19 protein-coding genes and 1 riboswitch are annotated in these 21,850 nt (G+C 71.2%); of the genes, 11 read left to right on the top strand and 8 right to left on the bottom strand.

What is annotated here, in order from left to right; translation table 11 throughout:
• The first annotated feature begins 18 nt into the window (after positions 1 to 18).
• Positions 19 to 1,065 (top strand): glycoside hydrolase family 6 protein, encoded by a 1,047-nt coding sequence (locus tag GA0074692_RS26175; protein WP_245730468.1) that lies wholly within the window; start codon positions 19 to 21, stop codon positions 1,063 to 1,065.
• Positions 1,066 to 1,220: 155 nt separating this feature from the next.
• On the opposite strand, the gene GA0074692_RS26170 is transcribed toward GA0074692_RS26175, so the two are convergent.
• Both GA0074692_RS26170 and GA0074692_RS34995 read right to left on the bottom strand, forming a co-directional pair.
• Positions 1,221 to 3,320 carry a bifunctional polysaccharide deacetylase/glycosyltransferase family 2 protein gene (locus GA0074692_RS26170; protein ID WP_218106807.1) on the bottom strand — a complete coding sequence of 700 codons (2,100 nt, stop codon included), beginning with the start codon at positions 3,318 to 3,320 and terminating at the stop codon, positions 1,221 to 1,223.
• 91 nt (positions 3,321 to 3,411) lie between these two features.
• Positions 3,412 to 3,771, bottom strand: coding sequence for a hypothetical protein (locus GA0074692_RS34995; RefSeq protein ID WP_176738231.1), 360 nt, complete (start codon positions 3,769 to 3,771; stop codon positions 3,412 to 3,414).
• Positions 3,772 to 4,630: 859 nt separating this feature from the next.
• Between GA0074692_RS34995 and GA0074692_RS26160 the strand changes: the two genes are divergently transcribed.
• From GA0074692_RS26160 to GA0074692_RS26145, 4 genes are all read left to right on the top strand, one after another.
• Complete coding sequence (locus GA0074692_RS26160) at positions 4,631 to 5,263, top strand: adenylate kinase family protein (protein WP_091648629.1); 633 nt, start codon at positions 4,631 to 4,633, stop codon at positions 5,261 to 5,263.
• A gap of 83 nt (positions 5,264 to 5,346) precedes the next feature.
• Positions 5,347 to 6,576 (top strand): glycosyltransferase, encoded by a 1,230-nt coding sequence (locus GA0074692_RS26155; protein ID WP_091648625.1) that lies wholly within the window; start codon positions 5,347 to 5,349, stop codon positions 6,574 to 6,576.
• Positions 6,577 to 6,734: 158 nt separating this feature from the next.
• Positions 6,735 to 9,032, top strand: coding sequence for a DUF4153 domain-containing protein (locus GA0074692_RS26150; protein WP_245730467.1), 2,298 nt, complete (start codon positions 6,735 to 6,737; stop codon positions 9,030 to 9,032).
• Between the two features lie 57 nt (positions 9,033 to 9,089).
• A complete protein-coding gene (locus GA0074692_RS26145; RefSeq protein WP_091648619.1) occupies positions 9,090 to 9,998 on the top strand; it encodes an aldose 1-epimerase family protein in 909 nt (302 codons plus the stop codon).
• A 66-nt stretch (positions 9,999 to 10,064) separates the two neighbouring features.
• On the opposite strand, the gene GA0074692_RS26140 is transcribed toward GA0074692_RS26145, so the two are convergent.
• From GA0074692_RS26140 to GA0074692_RS26120, 5 genes are all read right to left on the bottom strand, one after another.
• A complete protein-coding gene (locus GA0074692_RS26140) occupies positions 10,065 to 10,361 on the bottom strand; it encodes a hypothetical protein (protein ID WP_091648615.1) in 297 nt (98 codons plus the stop codon).
• Positions 10,362 to 10,521: 160 nt separating this feature from the next.
• Positions 10,522 to 11,409 carry an aldo/keto reductase gene (locus tag GA0074692_RS26135; protein WP_091654111.1) on the bottom strand — a complete coding sequence of 296 codons (888 nt, stop codon included), beginning with the start codon at positions 11,407 to 11,409 and terminating at the stop codon, positions 10,522 to 10,524.
• A gap of 14 nt (positions 11,410 to 11,423) precedes the next feature.
• Positions 11,424 to 11,654, bottom strand: a complete 231-nt coding sequence (locus tag GA0074692_RS26130) for a DUF2255 family protein (protein ID WP_141725413.1) — start codon at positions 11,652 to 11,654, stop codon at positions 11,424 to 11,426.
• Positions 11,655 to 11,797: 143 nt separating this feature from the next.
• Positions 11,798 to 12,835, bottom strand: coding sequence for a zinc-dependent alcohol dehydrogenase family protein (locus GA0074692_RS26125; RefSeq protein WP_091648612.1), 1,038 nt, complete (start codon positions 12,833 to 12,835; stop codon positions 11,798 to 11,800).
• Positions 12,836 to 12,848: 13 nt separating this feature from the next.
• Positions 12,849 to 14,150, bottom strand: a complete 1,302-nt coding sequence (locus GA0074692_RS26120; protein ID WP_245730749.1) for a DHA2 family efflux MFS transporter permease subunit — start codon at positions 14,148 to 14,150, stop codon at positions 12,849 to 12,851.
• 190 nt (positions 14,151 to 14,340) lie between these two features.
• Here GA0074692_RS26120 and GA0074692_RS26115 point away from each other — a divergent pair, with 190 nt between their 5' ends.
• Together GA0074692_RS26115 and GA0074692_RS26110 are read left to right on the top strand one after the other, a co-directional pair.
• Positions 14,341 to 15,222: a helix-turn-helix transcriptional regulator gene (locus GA0074692_RS26115; protein ID WP_091648607.1), complete on the top strand. Its 882-nt coding sequence runs from the start codon at positions 14,341 to 14,343 to the stop codon at positions 15,220 to 15,222.
• A gap of 118 nt (positions 15,223 to 15,340) precedes the next feature.
• Positions 15,341 to 16,021, top strand: a complete 681-nt coding sequence (locus GA0074692_RS26110) for a flavodoxin (RefSeq protein WP_091648604.1) — start codon at positions 15,341 to 15,343, stop codon at positions 16,019 to 16,021.
• Positions 16,022 to 16,278: 257 nt separating this feature from the next.
• Here the strand turns inward: GA0074692_RS26110 and GA0074692_RS26105 are convergent, their stop codons facing one another.
• A complete protein-coding gene (locus GA0074692_RS26105) occupies positions 16,279 to 17,460 on the bottom strand; it encodes a low temperature requirement protein A (RefSeq protein WP_091648602.1) in 1,182 nt (393 codons plus the stop codon).
• 631 nt (positions 17,461 to 18,091) lie between these two features.
• Positions 18,092 to 18,264, top strand: a riboswitch (cobalamin riboswitch).
• A 44-nt stretch (positions 18,265 to 18,308) separates the two neighbouring features.
• Here GA0074692_RS26105 and GA0074692_RS26100 point away from each other — a divergent pair.
• The 4 genes from GA0074692_RS26100 to GA0074692_RS26085 are packed head-to-tail and all read left to right on the top strand — an operon-like array spanning position 18,309 to position 21,776.
• Positions 18,309 to 19,268, top strand: coding sequence for an ABC transporter substrate-binding protein (locus GA0074692_RS26100; RefSeq protein WP_218106710.1), 960 nt, complete (start codon positions 18,309 to 18,311; stop codon positions 19,266 to 19,268).
• Positions 19,269 to 19,294: 26 nt separating this feature from the next.
• The gene (locus tag GA0074692_RS26095) at positions 19,295 to 20,326 is read left to right on the top strand and encodes a FecCD family ABC transporter permease (RefSeq protein WP_176738579.1); all 1,032 of its coding nucleotides are present in this window, start codon (positions 19,295 to 19,297) and stop codon (positions 20,324 to 20,326) included.
• Positions 20,326 to 21,084, top strand: a complete 759-nt coding sequence (locus tag GA0074692_RS26090; RefSeq protein WP_091648599.1) for an ABC transporter ATP-binding protein — start codon at positions 20,326 to 20,328, stop codon at positions 21,082 to 21,084. The genes GA0074692_RS26095 and GA0074692_RS26090 overlap by 1 nt, the downstream gene beginning before the upstream one ends.
• Positions 21,081 to 21,776, top strand: coding sequence for a (2Fe-2S) ferredoxin domain-containing protein (locus GA0074692_RS26085; protein WP_091648595.1), 696 nt, complete (start codon positions 21,081 to 21,083; stop codon positions 21,774 to 21,776). The genes GA0074692_RS26090 and GA0074692_RS26085 overlap by 4 nt, the downstream gene beginning before the upstream one ends.
• Positions 21,777 to 21,850: the final 74 nt, after the last annotated feature.

Genomic DNA, 21,850 nt, shown 5'->3' with positions numbered 1-21,850 from the left:
ACCGGTAGCCTGACCGCCGTGGCTCGCACCGTCTACCGCACCGGGCGCCCTCGCTGGGCCCTCGTGCCGGCCGGGTTCGTACTAACCGCGATTCTGGTGGGCTGTGGCGGCGGCGCTCCGGAAGGTGGTGTCGACAACTCCGCGCCGTTCTCGCCGCCCCCGCCGCCGCCGGTCTACTACGTGGACCCGGACAGCGAGGCCGCTCAGCAGGTCGACCGGTGGAAGAACGCCGGCCGGACCGCCGACGCGGAGACACTCCGCCGGATCAGCGCCCGCCCGAGCGCGAAGTGGCTGGTCGGCGGCGATGCCCCGGTTCGCGAGGAGGTCGACGCCTACCTGACCCAGGCGACGGTCGCGGGCCAGATTCCGGTCCTGGTCATCCACAACGTGCCGGACCGGGACTGCGGCCGGCAGGACTCCGACTCCGGGGGAGCCGCGACCGGCCAGGAGTACCAGCGCTGGATCCGGGACCTGGCCGGCGGGATCAAGGGCCGGCCGGTTTCCGTGGTCCTCGAACCCGGCGCGGTCCCGGACGCCGTGGGTCGGTGCGTCCGCAACCGTACGGAACGGCTTCTGCTGCTGCGTGACGCGGTCGCCGTACTCAAGAGCACCGGCGCGGCCCGGGTCTACCTGGACGCCGGGCACCCGGGCTGGATCAGCGACACCGCAGCACTGGCCACGACCCTGCGCCAGGCCGGCATCGACGACGCCGACGGCTTCGCGCTCAACGTCGCCAACTTCGTCCGTACGCCGGACAACGTCCGCTACGGCCAGCAATTGTCCGACGCCCTCGGCGGCGATGTCCGGTTCGTCATCGACACGAGCCGCAACGGCACCGGCCCGGTCGCCAGCGCCACCGTGAAGGGCGCACCGAGCTGGTGCAACCCGCCGGGCCGGGCGCTCGGCGAGGAACCCACCGACGCTCCCGGCCTCGACCGGGTCGACGCGCTGCTCTGGATCAAGTACCCGGGCGAGTCCGACGGCGCCTGCCGCCCCGGCGAGCCCGAGCGCGGCGTCTGGTGGCCCGAGTACGCTCTCGCGCTCGCCCGCAACGCGGCCCGCTGACCCGGGACCCGCCGCGACGCGGCCGCCTGACCGGGACTCGCCGCAACGTGGCCCGCTGACCCTGGATCCGCCGCAACGTGGCCCGCTGACCCGGGATCCGCCGCGACGCGGCCACCTGACCCGGGACATCAGCCCAAGTCAGGCGGCACGGAACCTTACTTCGAAACCGGCCCTGCCAGGCTCGGCGGCGCGAGCCCGGTCCGGCGCAGCTTCTGCCAGCCCAGCCGGCCACCGGTCAACGCGGTGACCACCGACTGGAGCAGCACCACGTACATCAACTGCCGGTAGGCGAACTGCTGCAGCGGAAGCACCCAGAGCACGCCGAGCTTCTCCCGGTCCAGTCGGAACGCGGTAATCGCGGTGACGAACTGTAGACCGAGCATCGCCAGCCAGGCCAGGACGGTCTCCGTCCGGTCGAGGAAGATCAGGCCGTACACGGCGAGCAGGTCGATCACCGGCGCGCCAAGCGGCAGCAGCACCCCGTACAGCGCGAGGAAGCCCAGGCAGCGCCGGCTGAACCGGCCCGAGTCGCCCCGGTCGAAGACCGAGCGCGCGTGCTTCCACATCGCCTGGATGGTGCCGTAGCTCCAGCGGTACCGCTGCTTCCACAGCTGCCCGAGGGTGGTCGGCGCCTCGGTCCACGCCCGGGCCGTCTCCTCGTACACGACGTGCCAGCCGGCCCGGCCCAGCGCCATGGTGATGTCGGTGTCCTCGGCCAGCGTCTCGTCGGTCATCCCGCCCACCTGGTTGAGCGCCTGTCGGCGGAACGCGCCGATCGCGCCCGGCACGGTGGGCATGCACCGCAGTGTCTCGTACAGACGGCGGTCCAGGTTGAATCCGATGACGTACTCGATGTGCTGCCACTTGGCGATCAGGCTGCCGCGATTGCCCACCTTGACGTTGCCGGCCACGGCTCCCACGCGAGGGTCGGCGAACGGCTGGACCAGTCGCCGGACCGAGTCCTCCTCGAAGATGGTGTCCCCGTCCACCATGACGATCAGGTTGAACCGGGCCAACGCGACGCCGGTGTTCAACGCGCTCGGCTTGCCCCCGTTCGGCTTGCGCACCACCCGTACGTTCGGCAGCCGCAGGGCCTCGGCGATGTCGGCGGTGCCGTCGGTGGATCCGTCGTCGACCACGACGACCTCGATCCCGCCGGGATGGTCGCCGCCCGCCAGGGACCGCACCGCCGCAGCGATGCCCTCCTTCTCGTTGTACGCCGGGACGACCACCGAGACCGGTTCGGTCACCGGCGGACCCCACGACCAGTTGTGCCGCCGACGCCGCCTCGCGTGCCGCAGGGCGAGCAGGAACAGCAGGAGGGTACGCCCGAGGGTGAGCACCCCGACGACCACGAAGAGCACACCGAAGAAGCTGAACATGGCGTCGGCACTACGCACCGCCAGCGCCAGCACGTCACCACGCCACCGCTCACCGAACCCGACCGGGGTGTGGCCCGCCACCACGACGCCCGCGTCGGCCAACGTGAGGTTCAGCCCGCCGGTCACCGTGGTGAAGCGGTAACCGCGCGACTTCATCAGCGGGATGTACCGGTCGAGGGCGGCGACCGTACCCGACCGGTCGCCACCGGCGTCGTGCCACAGCGAGACAGCTCCCGCGTAGCCCAGCGGCGTGACGTTCGCAATCATCGTCTCGATGCTGGGTTTCGCCCAGTCCCGGCTGTCGACGTCGTTGACCACCGTGAGGTAGCCCAGCTCACCGGCCTGCCGCAGCAGCGGCCAGTCACCGTCCTTGTACGCGTCCGCTCGGGACGAGTACGGGAAGCGCAGCAGGGAGGTCCGGACCCCGGTGGCGCTGGCGATCGCCATCTGGGTCTGCTCGTACTCCAGTCGACGTTGCCAGGCGGGGAGGTCGGCGAGGTTGGCGTGAGTGAACGTGTGCACGCCGAGTTCGTGTCCGGCCGCCACCATCGTCCTGGCCAGCTCGGGATGCCGGACGACCTGCGTGCCCACGACGAAGAAGGTGGCCGGCACCTCGTGCCGGGCCAGCACCCGGAGCACCTCCGGCGTCCAGCGCGGATCCGGTCCGTCGTCGAAGGTCAGCGCCAGGGTCCGGGGCGGCAGGCGGTGCGACTGGGTACGTCCGTCCGCGCCGACGTTGAGGATGGGGCCGCCGGTGCGTACCTCGACGGGCACCTCGCCCTGGCCCTGCGGGGTGGCCTTGTGATCGGGCACGAAGGCGGCGTTGGCGTACGCCTCGATGAAGAGCAGCCCTCCGAGCAGCACGAACACCATCGCGAGCACCCGCCAACTGGGACGCGGCACGATGCGCCGGTACGGCCGGCGGGCATGCCGGAAACGGCCGTCCGGCCGCACGCCACGGCGGTTACCCACCGGCCGGCTGCTCGGTCAGGTCCGGCGACTCAGGACCCGGATTCTCTGGCTCGGCCTGCAGCGGCTCGGTCGACGGCGAATCGTTCGACGGCAAATCGGGCGACGGCGAATCGGGCAGGAGGGTGGGCGGTGGCTGCCAGGTCGGGCTCACGGTGGCCTCGACGAACGGCACGATGGTCTCGGGACGCGCCGGACCGCCGGCGAAACTCACCCCCACCATCAGCGTGTAGCCGACGCCGAGCACACCGAAGCCGTACGCGAGACGGCGCAGCCACCGCCGCCGCCGCCCGCTCGGGTCGACGAAGACCGGGGGTGGCTCGGGTATGACGGGAAAGAGGGCGGTTTCGTCCACTCGCGGGAGTGTAGTTGCGGGAATGGTTCGCCTTCTCCTCCCGTACGGGTCCGCCCGCCCCTTGCGGGGGTCGGAGCGCACCGGACGCGTCTGTCGGCCGGGGCCGTCCAGCGCCGGGTTGGCGTGGACGGCCCCGGCACCTGCGGTTTTACCGGCAGGCCGCGGTCACCTGAGCGACGGCCTCCGCATGAGCGGACTTGGCTGTCGCCAGCGTGACCTCGGTCTCCTCGAGCTGTGCCTTGGCCTTGGTGACCTGCGTCGCGCGGTCGGCCGGCCGCTGGCGGCACCGAAGTACGCCGGGCCGTTCGGGGGAACGTTGGTACGAGCCGCGAAGTTGGTGAAGTACGGATCGGGCGACTCCCAGTCGAGGTAGCCGTCGCTGCATCGACACCGGTCCGGACCCCTCCGGGCCGTACAGCATCGAGATCTGCGACGGGACGTCCGACGCGGGGAAGGGGCTTTCGGCCGCCGCAGCAGGAGGCTGGGCAACGAGCGCCGACGCGGAGAGGGCGTTCGCCATCGAAATGGCTGCTCCCCATCCGCTGTATCGGCGCCTCGATCGAGGGGCAGGCACGGTTCGGTCTCCTTGCACGGTAAACGAGCGCCCACTGCACTCGTCAGTACATGCCTCCACCGAAAGGCCAGGCCAGGTAAGCACGCCACCCCACACCATCGCGGTCCTACCGCACAGTAGGCGGCACCGGAAGGTGAACAGGCGTTGTCCAGTCCGGCAACGAGAAAGCGGGGGGTCGCCGGACAACCGGCCAGCAAAGCCGCAGGCGGGGCGGAGGCCCCGCGGACCTGCCCGAACACACCAGACACGCCGATACCCGAGCTACGGCGGCGATAGGCTGCGCCGATGCGCCTGGCCGTTCTCGGACCACCCGGCTCCGACCGGGAGACCATCGCCGGCACCATCGCCGCCCATCTCGGCGTTCCCTCCATCAGGCTGTTGGACGTCTTGCAAGCCGGGATTCGGGCGAGCGCCCCGGCCGCGCTCCAGGCCCTGCAGCACATGAACGCCGGTGAACTCGTGCCGGACCACGTACTCCTGTCCATGATCCGCGACCGTCTCACCCAGCCCGACGTCGTCGCTGGCTTTGTCCTCGACGGCTTCCCCAACCACCCCGTCACCGCCGTGGCGCTCGACGCCGTGTTGTCCGACCTCGGCACACCCGTCGACCGGGCGATCGACCTCGTCCTGCCCGACGCCGAGGTCCTGCGCCGGCTGGCCGGTCGCCGTACATGCCGTGGCTGCGGCCGACTCTGGCACACCGAGTTCGCCGCCCCGGCACGCCCCGATGTCTGCGACCGCTGCGGAGGCGAACTGTTCCAGCGCTACGACGACAGCCCCGAGCGCATCACCGCAGGCCTACAGTCCTACCGACCAGCCGCGGCAGTCACGCTCGACCACTACGGCTCACTCGGCAAGCTGATCTCCATCGACGCGACCCGCACACCGGCGGAGATCACTGCCAGGGCACTCGCTTGACCCAGTGGCGCGCTCGCCCGCCGGGACCGGGACCGGCTCGATAATCGGGTGGGGCAGCGCAGCGGTGCGACCGGGGAGACGCCATGCGAATTCTGATCGTGACAGCGGGCTCGCGAGGTGACGTCGCGCCGTTCACGGGCCTGGGCCAACGGTTGCAGCAGGCAGGCCATCAGGTGGCGCTGGCCGCACACGACCGGTTCGCGGATCTCGTACGCGACTGCGGCCTGGAGTACCGGGCCCTCCCCGGCGATCCGGTCGAGCTGGTACGCGCACGGACCGCCGCGCCCTCCCCGGAGGCCGCCGGAGCGGTCTTCGCCGCGTTCCTCGACGAGTTGGGCGAGGGTGTGCTGACAGCCACGGCCGCCGGCACCGACATCCTGCTCACCGCGTTCGGCCCGGCCCCGCTGAGCCGGGTCGTTGCCGAAGGCTTCGGCATCCCGAGCCTCGGCGTCTATCTCGCGCCCGGGGTCCCCACCCGCGAGTTCCCGCCACCTGGCTGGCCCGACGCCGGGCACCTGTCGCCGGCCGACAACCTCGCCGCCGGCCGCGAACTGCTCGCCCGGACCGGCGTCCTCTACGCCGACGTGCTGCGACGGTTACGCGCTCGGCTCGATCTCCCCGCCTCCACCGGAGAGACGCCGAACCCGCCGGACGACTGGCTGATCTGCCACGGCTACAGCTCGGCGGTGGTCCCCCGACCCACGGACTGGCCCACGAACGTGCACGTGACCGGGTACTGGTGGCCGGCCGGTCCGCCGGGATGGCAGCCTCCGGATCTGCTGGTCGACTTCCTCCAGGCTGGCCCTCCTCCGGTGTTCGTGGGCTTCGGCAGTATGACCCCGACCCACGAGCGGCTCCATGAGGTCGTCGCGGCCGCCGTGAAACGTGCCGGCGTGCGCGCCGTCGTCCAGTCCGGCTGGGCCGAACTCGGACCCGCCGGTGACGACACCCTGCTCGTCGGCGACCTGCCACACGACTGGTTGTTCCCCCGGACGGCTGCCGTGGTCCACCACGCCGGAGCGGGCACCACCGGGGCCGGGCTACGCGCGGGAGTACCAGCGCTCCCCGTGCCCGTCCTGGTCGACCAGCCCTTCTGGGCGGACAGGCTGCACCGCCTCGGCGTCGCGCCGCCCCCACTGCCGATCCACGAGCTGACCACCGACACCCTGACCGACGCGCTGCGGTCCTGCCTTGGCCGATCGACCTACCGCGACCGCGCCACCGAACTCGCGCACCAGGTCCGTGCCGACGACGGGCCAGCCGCCGTGCTCTCGCTGATAACGCAACTCGACGGCGAGCGGCCGGCTTCGTAGGTCTGGTCAGCGACGACCTCTAGGCAGGGGACCTACCACTGCGCGGGGTGGCTAGCGGCCGGGCAAAAGCCCTCGACAGACGGTCGGCCTCGACGGCGGGGCGGCGGGCGGGGTGGGTCGGCCGTACAGTGTGCTCCACCCTCAACAAGGAGAGTGCCGTGACGCTGCCACCGGCGCCCCGATCGTCCACAGAAGACCCGAAGGGCGGCAGCATGCCGCCGTACCTGCTGGCCATGCCGGCGGGCGAGGAAGCCCCCGGCGCCATCCTGTGGCCGGAGGGCCAGCCCGCGTGGGCGATCCCGGTCGAGCTTCCGCCCGGCACGCGGGGGTACGCCGTGTTCATCCCACTGGTGCCGGTGGCCGGCTCCAGCCCGGCTGCCGCGACGGTGGCCGGGTCCGGCGCGGCTGCCATGCCGGTGACCACCGCGTCCTCGCCAGCCGCCGGGGCGGCCACGCGCGGCGGGCTGCCGGGGCCGGAGTCCGCAGCGAGCGGTCGGACCGCCACGCCAGCCAGCAGTGCCCCACCGCCGGCAGCGGGTACGACCGCGTCGAGCGCGGCCCCGGCCGACGCTACGCGGCCAGTGCCGGCGGCGACGGTGAACACGCCACCCGTCGGTGCTCCGGCGAGCGGGTCCGGACCGGCCGCCACCGGATCCTCGGCAGCGTCCGCCCCGGCGGCACTGGTCGCCGCGCCCGCTGGCACCCCGGCGAGCACGGGCACCCCGGCCGCACCGATCGCCGCCCCCGCCACCACGGGCCCTCCGGCGACCACCGCGTCCGGCCCTGGTGGCCCGCCCCGGCCCGCTGCGACACCCGCCACCGGCGGCACCGCACCGCCCGCCGGGACCTTCCGTCCTCCGGTGCACCCCGCCAACGTCGGCGGCCTGCCTGGCGCTCCGACGTACCCGGGGATGGCCGGTGGCTTCTACCGGCCGAAGCCGCCCGAACCGTCGTTCTTCCAGCGGCACTGGCCCGGACCGAAGCCGGCCCGTGGGCGAACGGTGCCCGCCGCGGTCCTCGTCGGCGCGCTCGGGCTGGCGTTCTTCGTGCCGCTCAGCCGCACCGGAATCGGGTGGTTCCTCGGCTGGCTGGCGCTGACCGTGGCCGTGGTGTTCGCGGTCCGGCGGGCGGTGACGGAGCTGCCGCGTACCGAACGGTGGGTTCGGGCCGGCTGGGCGGGGGCGGCGCTGGCGCTGCTGGCGGTGCCGGCGTTCCGCAACGCCTGGTGGCTGGTGACGTTCTGCGTCCTGCTCGCGCTGGCCTGCGCGGCGCTCGGCGTGGTCGGGGGGCGACGCATCCGGTCGATCCTGTTCAGCCTGGTGGCCGCGCCGACCGCAGCGTTCCGGGGGCTGCCCTGGGTACGCGCCCACTTCCGGTCCGGCGCCGACCCGGGGCTGCTCCGTCGCATGGTCGGCTCGGCCGCGGCCACCATCGCCGCGCTGGTCGTCTTCGGTGCCCTGCTCGCCTCCGCCGACAGCGCGTTCTCGGCACTGCTCGGTGTGATCGTGCCCGAGGTCGACATGGGTACGGTGCTCCGCTGGATCTTCCTCGCCACGGTGGGTGCGCTCTGCGTGGTGGCCGCCGTGTGGACCCTCGCCGCGCCACCGGACCTGTCGACGGTGGACCGGCCGGCCGGCCGCAGCCTCGGCATGATGGAGTGGGCGCCGGCCATCAGCGCGCTCACGCTGCTGTTCGGCGGTTTCGTGGCGGTGCAGTTCACCGTGCTGTTCGGTGGAGATCAGCACGTACTGCGCACGGCGGGCCTGAACTACGCCGAGTACGCCCGCAGTGGCTTCTGGCAGCTCGCCGCGGTCACCCTGCTGACGTTGGCGGTGCTCGGCGGCGTGGGTCGCTGGGCGCGACGGGAGAGCCGGGCCGAGCGGATCGTCCTGCGTGTCCTGCTCGGTGCGCTGAGCGCGCTCAGCATCGTGATCGTGATCTCGGCACTGTCCCGGATGTACACGTACCAGCAGGTCTACAGCTTCACCGGCGAGCGCATCTTCGTGATGGCGTTCGAGCTGATGCTCGGCAGCGTCTTCCTGATGATCCTCGTCGCCGGACTGCGGCTGCGGGGCGGCTGGATCCCGCGTGGGACGGTGGCGCTCGCCGTGGCGATGCTGCTCGGCCTGGCGGTGCTCAACCCGGAGGGGTACGCCGCCGGCCGCAACATCGACCGGTACCAGGAGACCGGCAAGATCGACGCCTGGTATCTGCGGGCGCTGTCGGCCGATGCGACCCCCGCCCTGGCCGGCCGCCTGCCCGACCCGGTACGCCGCTGCACGCTGAGCTGGATCGCCGAGGATCTCGACGAGCCGGACCCCTGGTACGCCTGGAACCTGGGCCGGCTCCGCGCCCGGCAGGCCCTGGACCGGGCCGGTCCGGACGCGGTCGGCGGCCCGAGCGACTGCCGGGCGGCCGACCAGTTCGACCTGCCGAAGACCCGCCAGCCCCGCTGAACGGGGGTCTCCCGTCACCTGCTGCCAGCTGACTCGTGAGTCAGTTAGGGTTCGCGCATGTCAACAGCGCCGTCGGGAACGCAGTGGACGATCAGCTACGCCGACCAGACCGCCGTCGTCGTGGAGGTCGGCGGAGGGCTGCGGACCTACCAGGCCAAAGGCCGCGAGGTCGTCGACGGGTACGCCGAGGACGAGATGTGCCCGGCCGCCGCCGGTCAGATCCTCGCGCCCTGGCCCAACCGGCTACGCGACGGGCAGTACACCTTCGGCGGGCACACCTACCAGCTACCGCTGTCCGAACCGGGGACCCACAACGCCGTCCACGGCCTGGTCCGCTGGGCTCCCTGGCGGCTGCTGGAGCAGACCCCGTCCGCTGTCACGGTCGGCCTCGACCTTCCGGCGCAACCGGCGTACCCGTGGAGCCTGAGCCTGACCACCCGGTGGGAGCTGGCGGACGACGGCCTGACGGTGACCCACACCGCGACCAACACCGCCGCCGAGCCGGCGCCGTTCGGCCTGGGCGCCCACCCCTACCTGCTGCCACCGGTCTCGCTCGAGGATGCCTGGCTGTGCATCCCGGCCCGGACCCGGCTGCTCCTCGGCGCACGCGCACTGCCGATCGGGGCGGCGAAGGTCGCCGGCTCGGAGTTCGACTACACCGTCCCGAAGCAGATCGGGACCGGCACCGTGAGCACCGCCTTCGGCGACGTCATCCTGGCTGGCCAGGATCGGCACGCCGTCACGCTCGGCACTGCGGACGGGCCGGTGACCAGCGTGTGGGCCGACGCTGCGTTCGCCTGGTGGCAGTTCTACACGGCCGACAGTCTGCCGGAGCCCCGCCGCCGGCGGGCGATCGCGGTGGAGCCGATGACCTGCCCGCCGGACGCCCTGCGGTCAGGTCACGACCTGATCGTGCTCAAGCCGGGCGAGCCGTGGAGCGCTTCCTGGGGCATCACCCCCCACTGACGCCCTGCGGGCGGCCCGCCCCGCTGGCGGAGCGGGCCGCATGTGACTCGGTGCCTACCTACCGGCTCACGGGGTGACCGTCACGTGGCTGGTGGCGTCGCCGATCTGGACGTCCAGCGTGATGGCGGGGCCGGCACGCAGGGCCTCCCGGGCCGGACCCCGGAAGTTGAGGGTCAGCTCGCGCGTGGCGTCCGCCTCGATGGTGACCTGCTTGGAATCGATGGTCTCGCCCTTGTGGGTGACGGTGACGCGCTCGCGGCACCACGGCTTGTCGGTGCGGCACTGGAGGGTGAGCACGACCTGGGCGACGGCGTTGCCCTCGGCCTGGACGCGCGCCTTAACGGTGGTGTCGCGGATGGTCATCGGCCCGGTTGGCGGCGCCGGCGCATGGTGGCCCGGGCGCCCCACCCAGGCGCCAACGGTCAACCCTGTCGAAGGGGTTGCGTCGGTTCGGCGGGCTGGTGTTTCTCGGCGGTGCCGATGCGATCGGCTTGATCCGGTGGAACCCGGGCGGTCCGGGGTGTCAGGCTTCGGGGATCGGCATGCCGAAGTTGGCGAGGGTGATGTCGGCGGGCTCGGGGCCGCCGCGGCGGCCGGTGTCCAGGCCGTCGATGGCGGCGAGCTGCTCGGCGGTGAGCTCGAAGTCGAAGATGTCGAAGTTCTCCGCGATCCGGGCAGACTTGGTCGACTTCGGGATCGCTGAGCGGCCCTGCTGCAGGTGCCAGCGCAGCATTACCTGGGCTGGGGTCTTGCCGTGTGCCTTGGCGATCTCGCCGATGACCGGGTCCTGCAGGGTGCTGGTGTGGTTGCCGTCGCGGTAGAAGGTGATGCCACCGATCGGCGACCACGCCTGGGACAGGATGCCGTGCTGCGCGCCGAAGGCCTGCACCTCGTGCTGGGTGAAGTACGGGTGCGCCTCGATCTGGTTGACCGCGGGCACGACCGTAGCCTTGTCCAGCAGCGCGGTGAGGTGGTCGACCATGAAGTTGCTGACGCCGATGGCGCGGACCTTGCCGTCGTTCAGCAACGTCTCCAGGGCGCGGTAGGCCTGCAGGGTCTTGTCGAACTCCGTCGGCAGCGGCTGGTGCAGGATGAGCAGGTCGATCTGGTCGACGCCGAGCTTGCCGGCGCTCTTGTCGAAGCCGTGCAGGGTCTGGTCGTAGCCGTAGTCGCTGATCCAGATCTTGGTCTCGACGAACACGTCGGAGCGGTCGATGCCGGCCTTGGCGATCGCCTCGCCGACCTGCCGCTCGTTGCCGTAGGCGGCGGCGGTGTCGATGTGCCGGTAGCCGGTTGCCAGCGCCGCCTCGACGGCGGAGCTGGTCTCTTCCGGCGGGGTCTGGAAGACGCCGAAGCCGATGGCGGGCAGTTCGACGCCGTTGTTGAGCGTCAGGTTCGGAATGGTGGGCATGGGAGCGTTTCCTTTCACCGGCGGAGTGACCTCGCTGGCGTTCTGTCCCGCGACGGAGCCGACGATGGCGGCCCCGTATCGGTCGTATTTGGCACGTAGAGCTGATCGCTGGCGCGCCCGACCCAGATCGTCATGTACGGGCGCAGCGTGCCGTCTTCTCGCAGCCTCGCCAGTTGCAACTCCTCGGCGTGGCCGATCGTCGTCAGCTCATCGGATGTCCAGGACGTCGTCGTTTCGTGTGCCACAGCGTCTCCTTCTCGCTCCGGCCATGCCCCGTTCAAGCTGGATCATGTGTCAGGGCAGAGTCGGCTCGTACCAGCAAACATTGCTGTCCCGGCTTGAGGGAGTTGCTGCTGAAAGGGGTACCAGCAGACTTCCCAACGCAGGTTCAGGCGCCGATGCGCACGAGGGACTTGGTGGCGCGGCGTTCGAGCATGGCGTTGTAGGCGTCGTTGATGCTGTCGAGTTCGGTTTCGTAGTCGAAGACCAGGCCGGGGTTGATGCGGCCGGTGAGGACATCGTCGAGCAGTTCGGGGATGTAGCGGCGGGCCGGGGCGACGCCGCCGCGCAGGCCGACGTTGCGGAAGATGACCGTCTGGATCGGCACCACCGCGTCGTGTGGCACACCGACCGCGCCGACGATCGCCCCGACCCGGGCGATGCCGAAGGCGGTGGCCATGGACTGGCCGGTGCCGACGCATTCCAGGGCGGCGTCGACGCCGATGCCGCCGGTCATGTCCATGATCAGCTTGGTGGCGTCGTCACCGCGTTCGGCGATGATGTCGGTGGCGCCGAACGCGCGTGCCAGGGCTTGGCGGACGGGGTTGCGGCTCAGCGCGATGATCCGTTCGGCGCCGAGGCGTCTGGCGGCGATGACCGCGCACAGCCCGACCGCTCCGTCGCCGACGACGGCGACCGTGTCGCGGGCCTTCACCCCGGCGCTTGCCGCGGCGTGGTGACCGGTGCACATCACGTCCGACAGCGCGAGCAGCGACTTGAGCGTGGTGTCGGAGTAGCTGCCGGCGGGAACCTTGACCAGGGTGGCGTCGGCGTAGGGGGCGCGGACGTATTCGCCTTGGCCGCCGTCGATGCCATGGTTGCCGAAGGATCCCCCGTTGAGGCAGTTGCCGGTCCAGCCGGCGGCGCAGTTGGCGCAGGTGCCGTCGCAGAAGGTGAACGGCGCGACGACCAGATCGCCCGGTCGCAGGGTGGTGACGTCGGCGCCGACCTGCTCGACGACGCCGATGAACTCGTGGCCGATCGGGCCGAGCGCGTGCGGGTTGACCCCGCGGTAGTACCACAGGTCCGAGCCGCAGACGCAGCCCAGCGTGACCCGCACGATGGCATCCGTGGGGTTCTCGAGGCGCGGGTCGGGGCGTTCGCCGACGGTGATGTCGCCGGGGCCGCCGTACAGGGTGGCACGCATGGCAGCGTTCCTTTCAGTGCTGGGCGCCGCGCAGCGTCAGGCTGGCGGCGGCCGTGAGCAGGAGCAGGACCGCGGTGGCGGTGAGGCTGATGTGCAGGCCGGACAGGAAGGTGGCCTGGGAGGCGACGACGGCGCCGTAGGCGGTGACGCCCAGGGAGCCGCCCAGCTGGCGGAAGGTGTTGAATACGCCGCTGGCGGTGCCGGCCCGGTGGGGCGGAACGCTGTCGAGGATCAGCGAGGTGATGGGCGGGACGGTGAATGAGCCGCCGACTCCGACCGGGACCATGACCGCCGCGACCAGCAGCGTCGGGGCGTCGGCGGGTAGCAGCACCAGACCGGCCAGGCCGGCGGCCATCAGCAGCTGACCGCCGATGATCGCCGCGGCGGGACCGAACCGGGTGATGACGCGGGCGACGAGCGGGACGAGCAGCGCGACCAGGCCGGTCATCGGCAGGAACAGCAGGCCGGTGACGAACGGTGACACGCCGCGCAGCTGCTGGAAGTACAGGCTCTGCAGGAACACGACGCCGTAGAAGCCGACCATGCCGAGGAACCCGACCGCCAGCGCTACCCGAACGGTCCGGGACCGGAACAGGTCCAGCGGCACCATGGGGTGCCGACCGCGGGCTTGCGTGATCAGGAACACCACGGCGGCGATCACCGCGATGCCGAACACGGCGAGGATGCGGACGCTGCCGTAGCCGAGGTCGCCGCCTTCGATGACGCCGTAGGTGAGGGCACCCAGCGCCAGCACGGCCGCGACCTGCCCGGTGACGTCGAAGGAGACGACGTGCCGGGGCGAGTCGGCGGCCCCGCGCAGGACCAGCACCGCGGCGACACCAACCGGCAGGTTGAGGAAGAAGATCAACCGCCAGTCCAGCTGCGTCAGCGCGCCGCCGAGGATGGGGCCGGCCGCCGCGGCGATCGACCCGCCCATCGCCCAGTATGCGATCGCCCGAGCCCGGGCGACGCTGTCGGGGTAGGCGGCCCGGATCAAGGCGAGGGACGTCGGCGTCACCAGCGCGGCGCCGACACCCTGCAGGATGCGGGCTGCGACGAGCCAGCCGAGGCCCGGCGCCAGCCCGCACACGGCAGAGGCCACCACGAAGATCATCATGCCGGTGCCGTAGGCGCGGCGGGCGCCGATCCGGTCGGACACCGTGCCGGCGAACAGCAGCAGCGCGGAGAACATCAGCGTGTACCCGGTGACTACCCACTGCAGCCCGGGCAGGCTCCCGCCAAGATCGCGATTGATGTCGGGCAGCGCGACGTTGACGACCTGGGTGTCGAGGGTGACGACCGCGAAGCCGAGCATCGCCACCGTCAGGGACGCTCGGGGCCGTCCCGGGGACGATGCCGCGGTGGGGTCGCCAGGCCTGATCAACATGCGGGTGGAGCTGGACATGTCTCCAGGGAACCCGCAGCCGGGGCGGCCAGGGAGACACCGCCCAAAGGGGTACCAGCAGGGACCCCCTCGTACCGCGCACGCTGCCTAGCCTGGGCATATGGACAACCGCAGCGAGGTCCGCGCGTTCCTCACCTCTCGCCGGGCCAAGATCAGCCCGGAGCAGGCCGGCATCCCCGCGTACGGCAGCCGCCGCGTCGCCGGGCTGCGCCGCGGGGAGGTCGCCGCCATCGCCGGGGTCAGTGTCGAGTACTACACCCGCCTGGAACGCGGCAACCTCGCCGGCGTCTCCGACAGCGTCCTGGACGCGCTGGCCCGCGCCCTACAGCTCGACGACACCGAAACCGCGCACCTGCACCACCTGGCCCGGGCGGCCGGCCCCGCGCCTGCCCGCACCCGCACCCGCCGCGAGAGCACGTCGGAGATCCGGCCCGCGATCCGCCGGGTACTGGACTCGATGACCGGTGTGCCCGCGTTCATCCGCAACCACCGCTTCGACATCCTCGCCGCGAACCCGCTCGGTCTGGCTCTCTACGCGCCTATGTTCGCCGCGAACACGGTGCTGCCGGTGAACTCGATGCGGTTCACCTTCCTGGACCCGCACGCCCAGGCGTTCTACCCCGAGTGGGCGCAGACGGCCCGCTCCGCCGTCGGCGCGCTGCGCATCGCCGCCGCCGCGCACCCGCACGACCAGCAGCTGATGAACCTCATCGGCGAACTGTCCATGCGCGGCGACCCCTTCCGTACCTGGTGGGCCGCCCAGGACGTCTTCGTGCACCGCCACGGGGTCAAGCGCTTCCACCACCCCGCCGTCGGTGACCTGGAGCTCGCCTACGAGACGCTCGAACTGCCCGGCGACGAACCCCTGACGGTCCTGACCTACACCGCCGAGCCGGGAACGCCCTCCGGCGACGGCCTCGAACTGCTCGCCACCTGGGCGGCGACACGCGAGAACGCCGACACCCGCATCGCGCCTCGCTGATCCGTCTTCACCGGCCACGTCGACGCCTCCCCGAAGACGTCCACGACCGTGACGTCGGGCGGGCGCGAGCCTGCCGTACCGCGTCGCACCGGTGCCCGAATGCTGAGGAAACCCAGAAATGACCCACGGCACAAGCCCAAAGTTGGAACGGCGGTCACTGCTACGGCTGACCCTCGCCGGCGTCACCGCCATCGGCGTGGCCGCCTGCGACACCCCGTCCTCGTCACCAACTGCGGAGCCCTCCACCATGCCCGACCCGTCGGCCTCCGGTCAGCAGCGCGTCCTGCTGGCCTACTTCTCCCGAGCCGGAGAGAACTACTACAACGGGGGCCGCCGGACCCTGCAGGTCGGCAACACCGAAGTCGTCGCCGGCATGATCCAGGACGCCATCGGCTGCGCCGTCTACCGCATCAACGCCGCGGACCCGTACTCCGACAGCTACGACGCCACAGTCGCCCGCAACGTGCGGGAACAGGACGCCGACGCACGCCCGGAGATCACCGACCCGCTGCCGTCCCTCGACCAGTACGACACCATCCTGCTTGGCAGCCCCATCTGGAACGTCCGCCCACCGATGATCATGTCGACCTTCACCGACCGCTACGACTTCAGCGGCAAGACCGTCTTCCCGCTGGTCACCCACGCCGTCAGCGGCCTGGGACAAGCGCCGCAGGTCTACACAGCCTCATGCCGCGGCGCCACCTTCGGCGAGGGCCTCGCCATCCGCGGCGAAGAAGCCGCCGACAGCATCGACACCGTACGGTCCTGGCTGCAACGCATCGGCCTGCTCGCGCGATAACCGACGATGGGGATACTGCCCCAGAGGGGTACTGACAGCGTCTTGCCGTAGGCGACCATCAACTGCCCATCCTGCATTGGATGTTGCCCAGCGGGGCCATCGCCTCCCGCCGACCGCCGGTCCGCACGCTGACCCAGGTCGGCTAGCCCGCGGCGTCTAGCCCGGTGAGCCGCACCGCCCGCAGTCCGTCGTAGCAGCTCGGATAGCCGAGGCCGTCGGCGCCCCGGTGTGAAGCGGACGGTTGGGGCCGCTTGCGCCTACATGGCGGGTGAGGGTGGCTCGGGTGACTTTCCGTGGGCGCGAACGGCGTCCGAGACGGCGATCCCGGCTAGCACGAGGGTTCCCGTGAGGGCGGCCACCAGTGAGGGTGCGAGCACCATCGCGGGTGCGGAAACGGCCAGCACGAGCAGCCCGACCAGCCGGGACGGGGACACCCGGCTGAACACCTCGTATTCGAATCGGGCTCGTCCGGCCAGGAACAGGGCGGGTCCGCCGAGGATAACGCCGGCCAGCCAGGGTGTGGTGTGCTCGGAGGGATCGGCGATGACGATTTCGAATCCGGCGGCGGCGGCGACCACACCGGCCACCATGAGCAGGTGCGTGTAGGGTGCCGACCGCACGAATCCACCTGGATCGCGGGAGGCCTCGATGGCGGCTTTTAGCAGGGCCCCGGCACGGTGGACGTAGATCTGCCACAGCAGCACGGTCGCGGCGAACGCGACGAGGAGCGCCACCGTGCGGTCGGCCGTCAGGTCGTGGTCGGCGTAGGTCAGGGCGGTGACGAGAATGAGGTCGCCGAGGGCGAGGGTGAAGAACTGCTGGTAACGCTCTGCCAGGTGGTCGGCTGCCACCCCGTACTGGGACACCGGTACCCGGCCGAGCCGGGGCGTGGGGTAACGAAGCCAGGCTGATCCGTAATCGATGGCGAGCGCAGCCGCCCACAGCAGGCCCCGCGCGGTGCCGGCCACGAGGCCGCCGGTGAGCCACGGTACGGCGGACACAAGGAACCAGAAGACGAACCGCCCGGCGTGCAGTCGTACCTGACGCCCGTGCAACGCGGACGCCAGGAAGAGACCCCGGCCGACGTGGATCGCCACGTACGCCCCCGCGAACACCAGGGCACGGTCGGAGAAGGCTCGGGGCGCCGAACCAGCCATCAGGATGGCGCCGAGCATGGCCCAGAGCGTCATGACAACGATGGGCGGCCGCTGCGGATGGTAGAGGTCGGTTGCCAATGCGGTGACGGACCAGACCCACCAGACCGCCATCAGCAGCACCACAGCCTGGAATACTCCGCTCGAGCTGGGATTCCGGGCCAAGGTCTGCGAGGTCAAGGCGAGCGCGGCGACGAAGGCCAGATCAAAAAACAGCTCCAGCAAGGTCGCGCGCTGTGGGCCCTCGCCCTCACGTGCCAGCCCTACCGCCTGATCGGTCGTCATCGGTTGCGCGTCCTAGTTGACTCCGAGGTCGTAGGGGATCGACGACAGTTTCCGGGCAGCGAAACCGGCCGGACCGAGTGACCCAGAGGCCGTCGTCGTCGACGATAGCCAACCTTCGGCTTGAAGTTCCTTAAACGCCTCAATCCAGACATCGTGCTCCGGCAGAAACTTGACCACCTCAGGTCATGTTGTGCCGCTGGTGAGCCTCGATCTTTCGCCGCAACTCGTTCATTCGCCCGCCCGACGCCGCGACACCGCAGGGCGGCGCCGCCGGCCGCCGATGGTGATGACCACGTCGTCGGTGTACGCGGCGTCGACGCTGACCCCGTCGGGGGGCGAACAGGTGCCGCGGCACCCGACGAAACGCCGCCTCTACCGCAGGCGAGGTGATCCGGTTGTCAGCGAGCAACTGGACGGCCTACCGTTGCGGGCCAGCGCCGGACTTCGACCGGACTTCCCCCACACGTACACGCGTCTTGAGTTGTCGCATCAGTCATGCCACCACCACGGCGGCTGTCAATGCCGGCATCCGACCTCGAGCGTCGGACCTACGGCGCTGGCGATCGACCACCGTCGACGGAATGCCTTCCCGCTTACCGCGGGCCATGGTGACAGGCAGCGTCTCCCCTGGTTAGGGTATGGCCGCCGTGGTGCTCGGGAAGCCGGTGCGAAACCGGAGCGGCCCTCGCCACTGTGATCGGGATGCCGGAGGCCACCGCAAGGTCACTGGGCGCAAGCCTGGGAAGGCCGGCCGTCGGCGCACCACCCGTCAGCCAGGAGACCGGCCACGGCAGGAGAACGACTCCGTCCACGAGGTGCTGGAAGGCGGTTCCGCTGTGCGGTCCCCTGTGTCCTGGCGCGTTGCCGCGCCCCTGTCCGTCCTGCTCGTCCTGCTCGGCGGCTGCTCCGCCCCCGACGACGGCCCGGCCACCGCGCCGTCGGGTTCCGCCGGACCCGTCACGCTGACCAACTGCGGCACACCGGTGACGATCACGAAGCCGCCGGCACGTGCCGTGACGATGAACCAGTCCGCCACCGAGATCATGCTTGCCCTCGGCCTGCAGGACCGCATGATCGGTACGGCGTACCTCGACGACGAGGTGCTGCCCGACTACGCCGCCGCGTACGCCAAGGTTCCGGTCCTGGCCAAGGAGTACCCGTCGAAGGAGAGCCTGCTCGAGGCGGAACCGGATTTCGTGTACGCGTCGTTCACCAGCGCCTTCGGCGACGAGGGTGTCGGCGACCGGGGCGAGTGGCAGAAGCTCGGTGTCGGCACGTACCTCTCACCTGCCGGTTGTCCCAAGGAGACCCGGCCGGCGAAACTGACCATGAATGACGTGTTCGGTGAGATCCGGGAGATCGCCACGATCTTCGGCGTACCCGATCGCGCGGAGAAGCTCGTCGCCGACCAGCAGGCTCGCATCGCCCAGGCCAGAGCCGGCGCGAAGAACGCGAAGGTGCTGTGGTGGGACGGCGGCAGCGACGCGCCCAGCGTCGGCGCCTGTTGCGGCGGCCCCGGCATGATCATGGCCGAAGCTGGGGTCACCAACGCCTTCGCCGACCTGGACGGCAGCTGGGCCAACTCCAGCTGGGAGACGGTCGCCGACCGCAACCCCGACCTGATCGTGCTCATCGACGCGAGCTGGGACCCGGCCTCGGCGAAGAAGACGTTCCTGGCGAAGAACGCGACGCTGAAGGACCTGCCGGCAGTAAAGAACCAGCGGTACGTCGTCATCCCGTTCTCTTCGACGTCGGCGGGTGTGCGCAATATGCTCGCCGTCGAAGCCCTCGCCAAGGCGGCGAGCTGACCACGCTCACCCGCCCGCCGGCAGCGGTGGTCACGCCGCCGGTTCGGGCGGCAAGCACGGTCACGGCGACGCTGCTGCTCGTCAGTGGGCTGCTGCTGTCGGTGGGCGCGGCGGTCACGGTCGGACCGGCCGACCTTTCCCTACGTACCGTGTGGAGTGTCATCGCCGACCACCTCGGCCTGATCGACGCCGACGTGCCGTTGCTGCGTGACCACATCGTGTGGCACATGCGGTTGCCGCGGGTGCTCGGTGCCGCCGTCGTCGGTGCCGGTCTCGCCGCCGCGGGCACGGTCATGCAGACCGTCACCCGCAACCCGCTGGCCGACCCGTACCTGCTCGGGGTCTCCTCCGGGGCCTCGCTGGGCGCGGTCGTCGTCATCACCCTCGGCCTGGGAAGCGGCGTCGCCGCGCTCAGCGGCGGCGCGTTCACCGGGGCGCTCGTCGCGTTCGGCCTCGTGCTCGCGATCGCCGGCCGGGCCGTGCTGCGGCCGACCAGAGTGGTCCTCGCCGGCGTCGCCATCGCCCAGCTCTGCGCCGCCCTGACCTCCTTCGTCATCATCTGGGTGGCGGATCCGCACGCCACCCAGTCGATCACCTTCTGGCTCTCCGGTTCCCTCGCTCGCGCCGACTGGACTGCTCTCGGGTGGGCCACGCCGGTCCTCGTCGTCGTGCTGGCCGTCGTGTTCGGGCACGCGCGGGCGCTCAACGCCTTCACGTTCGGTGAGGAGGCCGCCGCTACCCTCGGCGTCGACGTCAGCCGGGTCCGGTGGCTGCTGCTGATCGCCACCGCCCTGCTCACTGCGGTCCTGGTGGCCGTCAGCGGGGCGATCGGCTTCGTGGGATTGATCCTGCCGCACGCCGCCCGCCTGCTCACCGGCCCCGACCACCGGCGGCTGTTGCCCGTCGTGGTGCTCGCCGGCGCCATCTTCATGATCTGGGTCGACACCGCCGCCCGCGCGGTCTTCGAACCCAGGGAACTGCCCGCCGGTGTCCTGACCGCCCTGCTCGGTGTGCCTGCCTTCATCGTCCTGATGCACCGCCGGGAGGTGCGCGGCTGATGCTCGACGTCTCGGACGTGTCGTGGTCGGTTCCGGCAGCCCGCATCCTCGACCGGGTCACCTGCGCCGTACCGCGCGGCAGCCTGGTCGGGTTGCTCGGTCCGAACGGCTCCGGCAAGACCACGCTGTTGCGCGTGGTGGCCGGGCTGGTCCCCCCGGCCCAGGGCCACGTGACCATCGACGGCGACGACCTCACCGGGCTGTCGCGGCGGGTGATCGCCCGGCGGATGGCGCTGCTCGCCCAGTACGCCGAGACCGACCTGGACCTGACCGCTCTGGAGGTCGTGCTGCTCGGCCGTACCCCACACCGCCGTTCCCGATGGTCCGACGGCGACACCGACCTGGACCGGGCCGCCGAGGCCCTCGCCCGCGTCGACATGGTCGACTTCGCGGGACGGAAATGGCAGACGCTGTCGGGCGGGGAACGGCAGCGGGTGCAGCTCGCCCGCGCCCTGGCGCAGGAGCCGGAACTGTTGCTGCTCGACGAGCCCACCAACCACCTCGACATCGGCCACCAGCTCCAGCTGCTGCACCTGGTCCGCCGCTCCGGCATCACCGCTCTCGCCGCCCTGCACGACCTCAATCTGGCCGCCATGTTCTGCGACCACGTCGTGGTGCTGAATCGCGGTGGGGTCGTCGCCACAGGGCCACCGGTCACCGTGCTCACCCCGGCGCTGCTCGCCGACGTGTACGGCGTCGATGCCGACGTGACCGTCCATGACGGGCGTCCCGTCATCGCGTTCCGGCCGCCGTCGTGACCGTGCTGCTGGTCTCCCGGTCGGCGACCCATCACGGCGGCCACGACGCCATCCACCGACTCGCCGCCGCGACCGCCGAAGCCACGGGCCTGCCGGTGCGGGCGTGCTTCCTCGACGGCGCCGCCCCGTCCCTGCACGCCGCTCTGGAGGCAGTGCCGGACCACGACGAGGTGCTGCTCGTGGCGGTGCACGTGCCACCAGACCGCTACCTCGACACCTGGATCCGCCGAGCCGTCGCCCACTGGCGCACCACCTGCGCCCGTCCGGTACGCATCGCCGTCACCACACCACTGGCGACCCAGAACGCCCTGGTCACCGCCATCGCCGAAGCCATCGCCGGACAGCACACCGAACTCACGGGCAACCCCGGCCCCTTCCGCAGCCCGGCCTGGTCCCAGATCACCCGGCACCACCGGCACGTCCTGATCTGCCGCGGCCCCCGCTGCACCGCCTACGGCGCCAACGAGGTCGCCGCGACCCTCGGCACCCGCCTGCACGAGCACCGCCTCGACGACGACATCCTGGTCACCCCCACCGGATGTCTGTTCCCCTGCAACCTCGGCCCACTCGTCGTCGTCCATCCCGACGACATCTGGTACGAGCAGGTGGACGCCGAACTCGCCGTCCGCATCGCCGACGAACACCTACGCGACGGGGCACCCGTCGACGCCCAACAGCCACGGCGCTCCTGACACAACCCATCACGCGTCCCTCAGTTTCCGTGAGTCAGGCCGCGTTGTCGCGGCGGCGTCGGAGCGTGAGCGTG

The organism is Micromonospora pallida, from assembly GCF_900090325.1.
In the GTDB taxonomy this organism is placed as follows: Bacteria; Actinomycetota; Actinomycetes; order Mycobacteriales; family Micromonosporaceae; genus Micromonospora; species Micromonospora pallida.
This window is presented reverse-complemented; position numbering and strand designations above follow the sequence as displayed.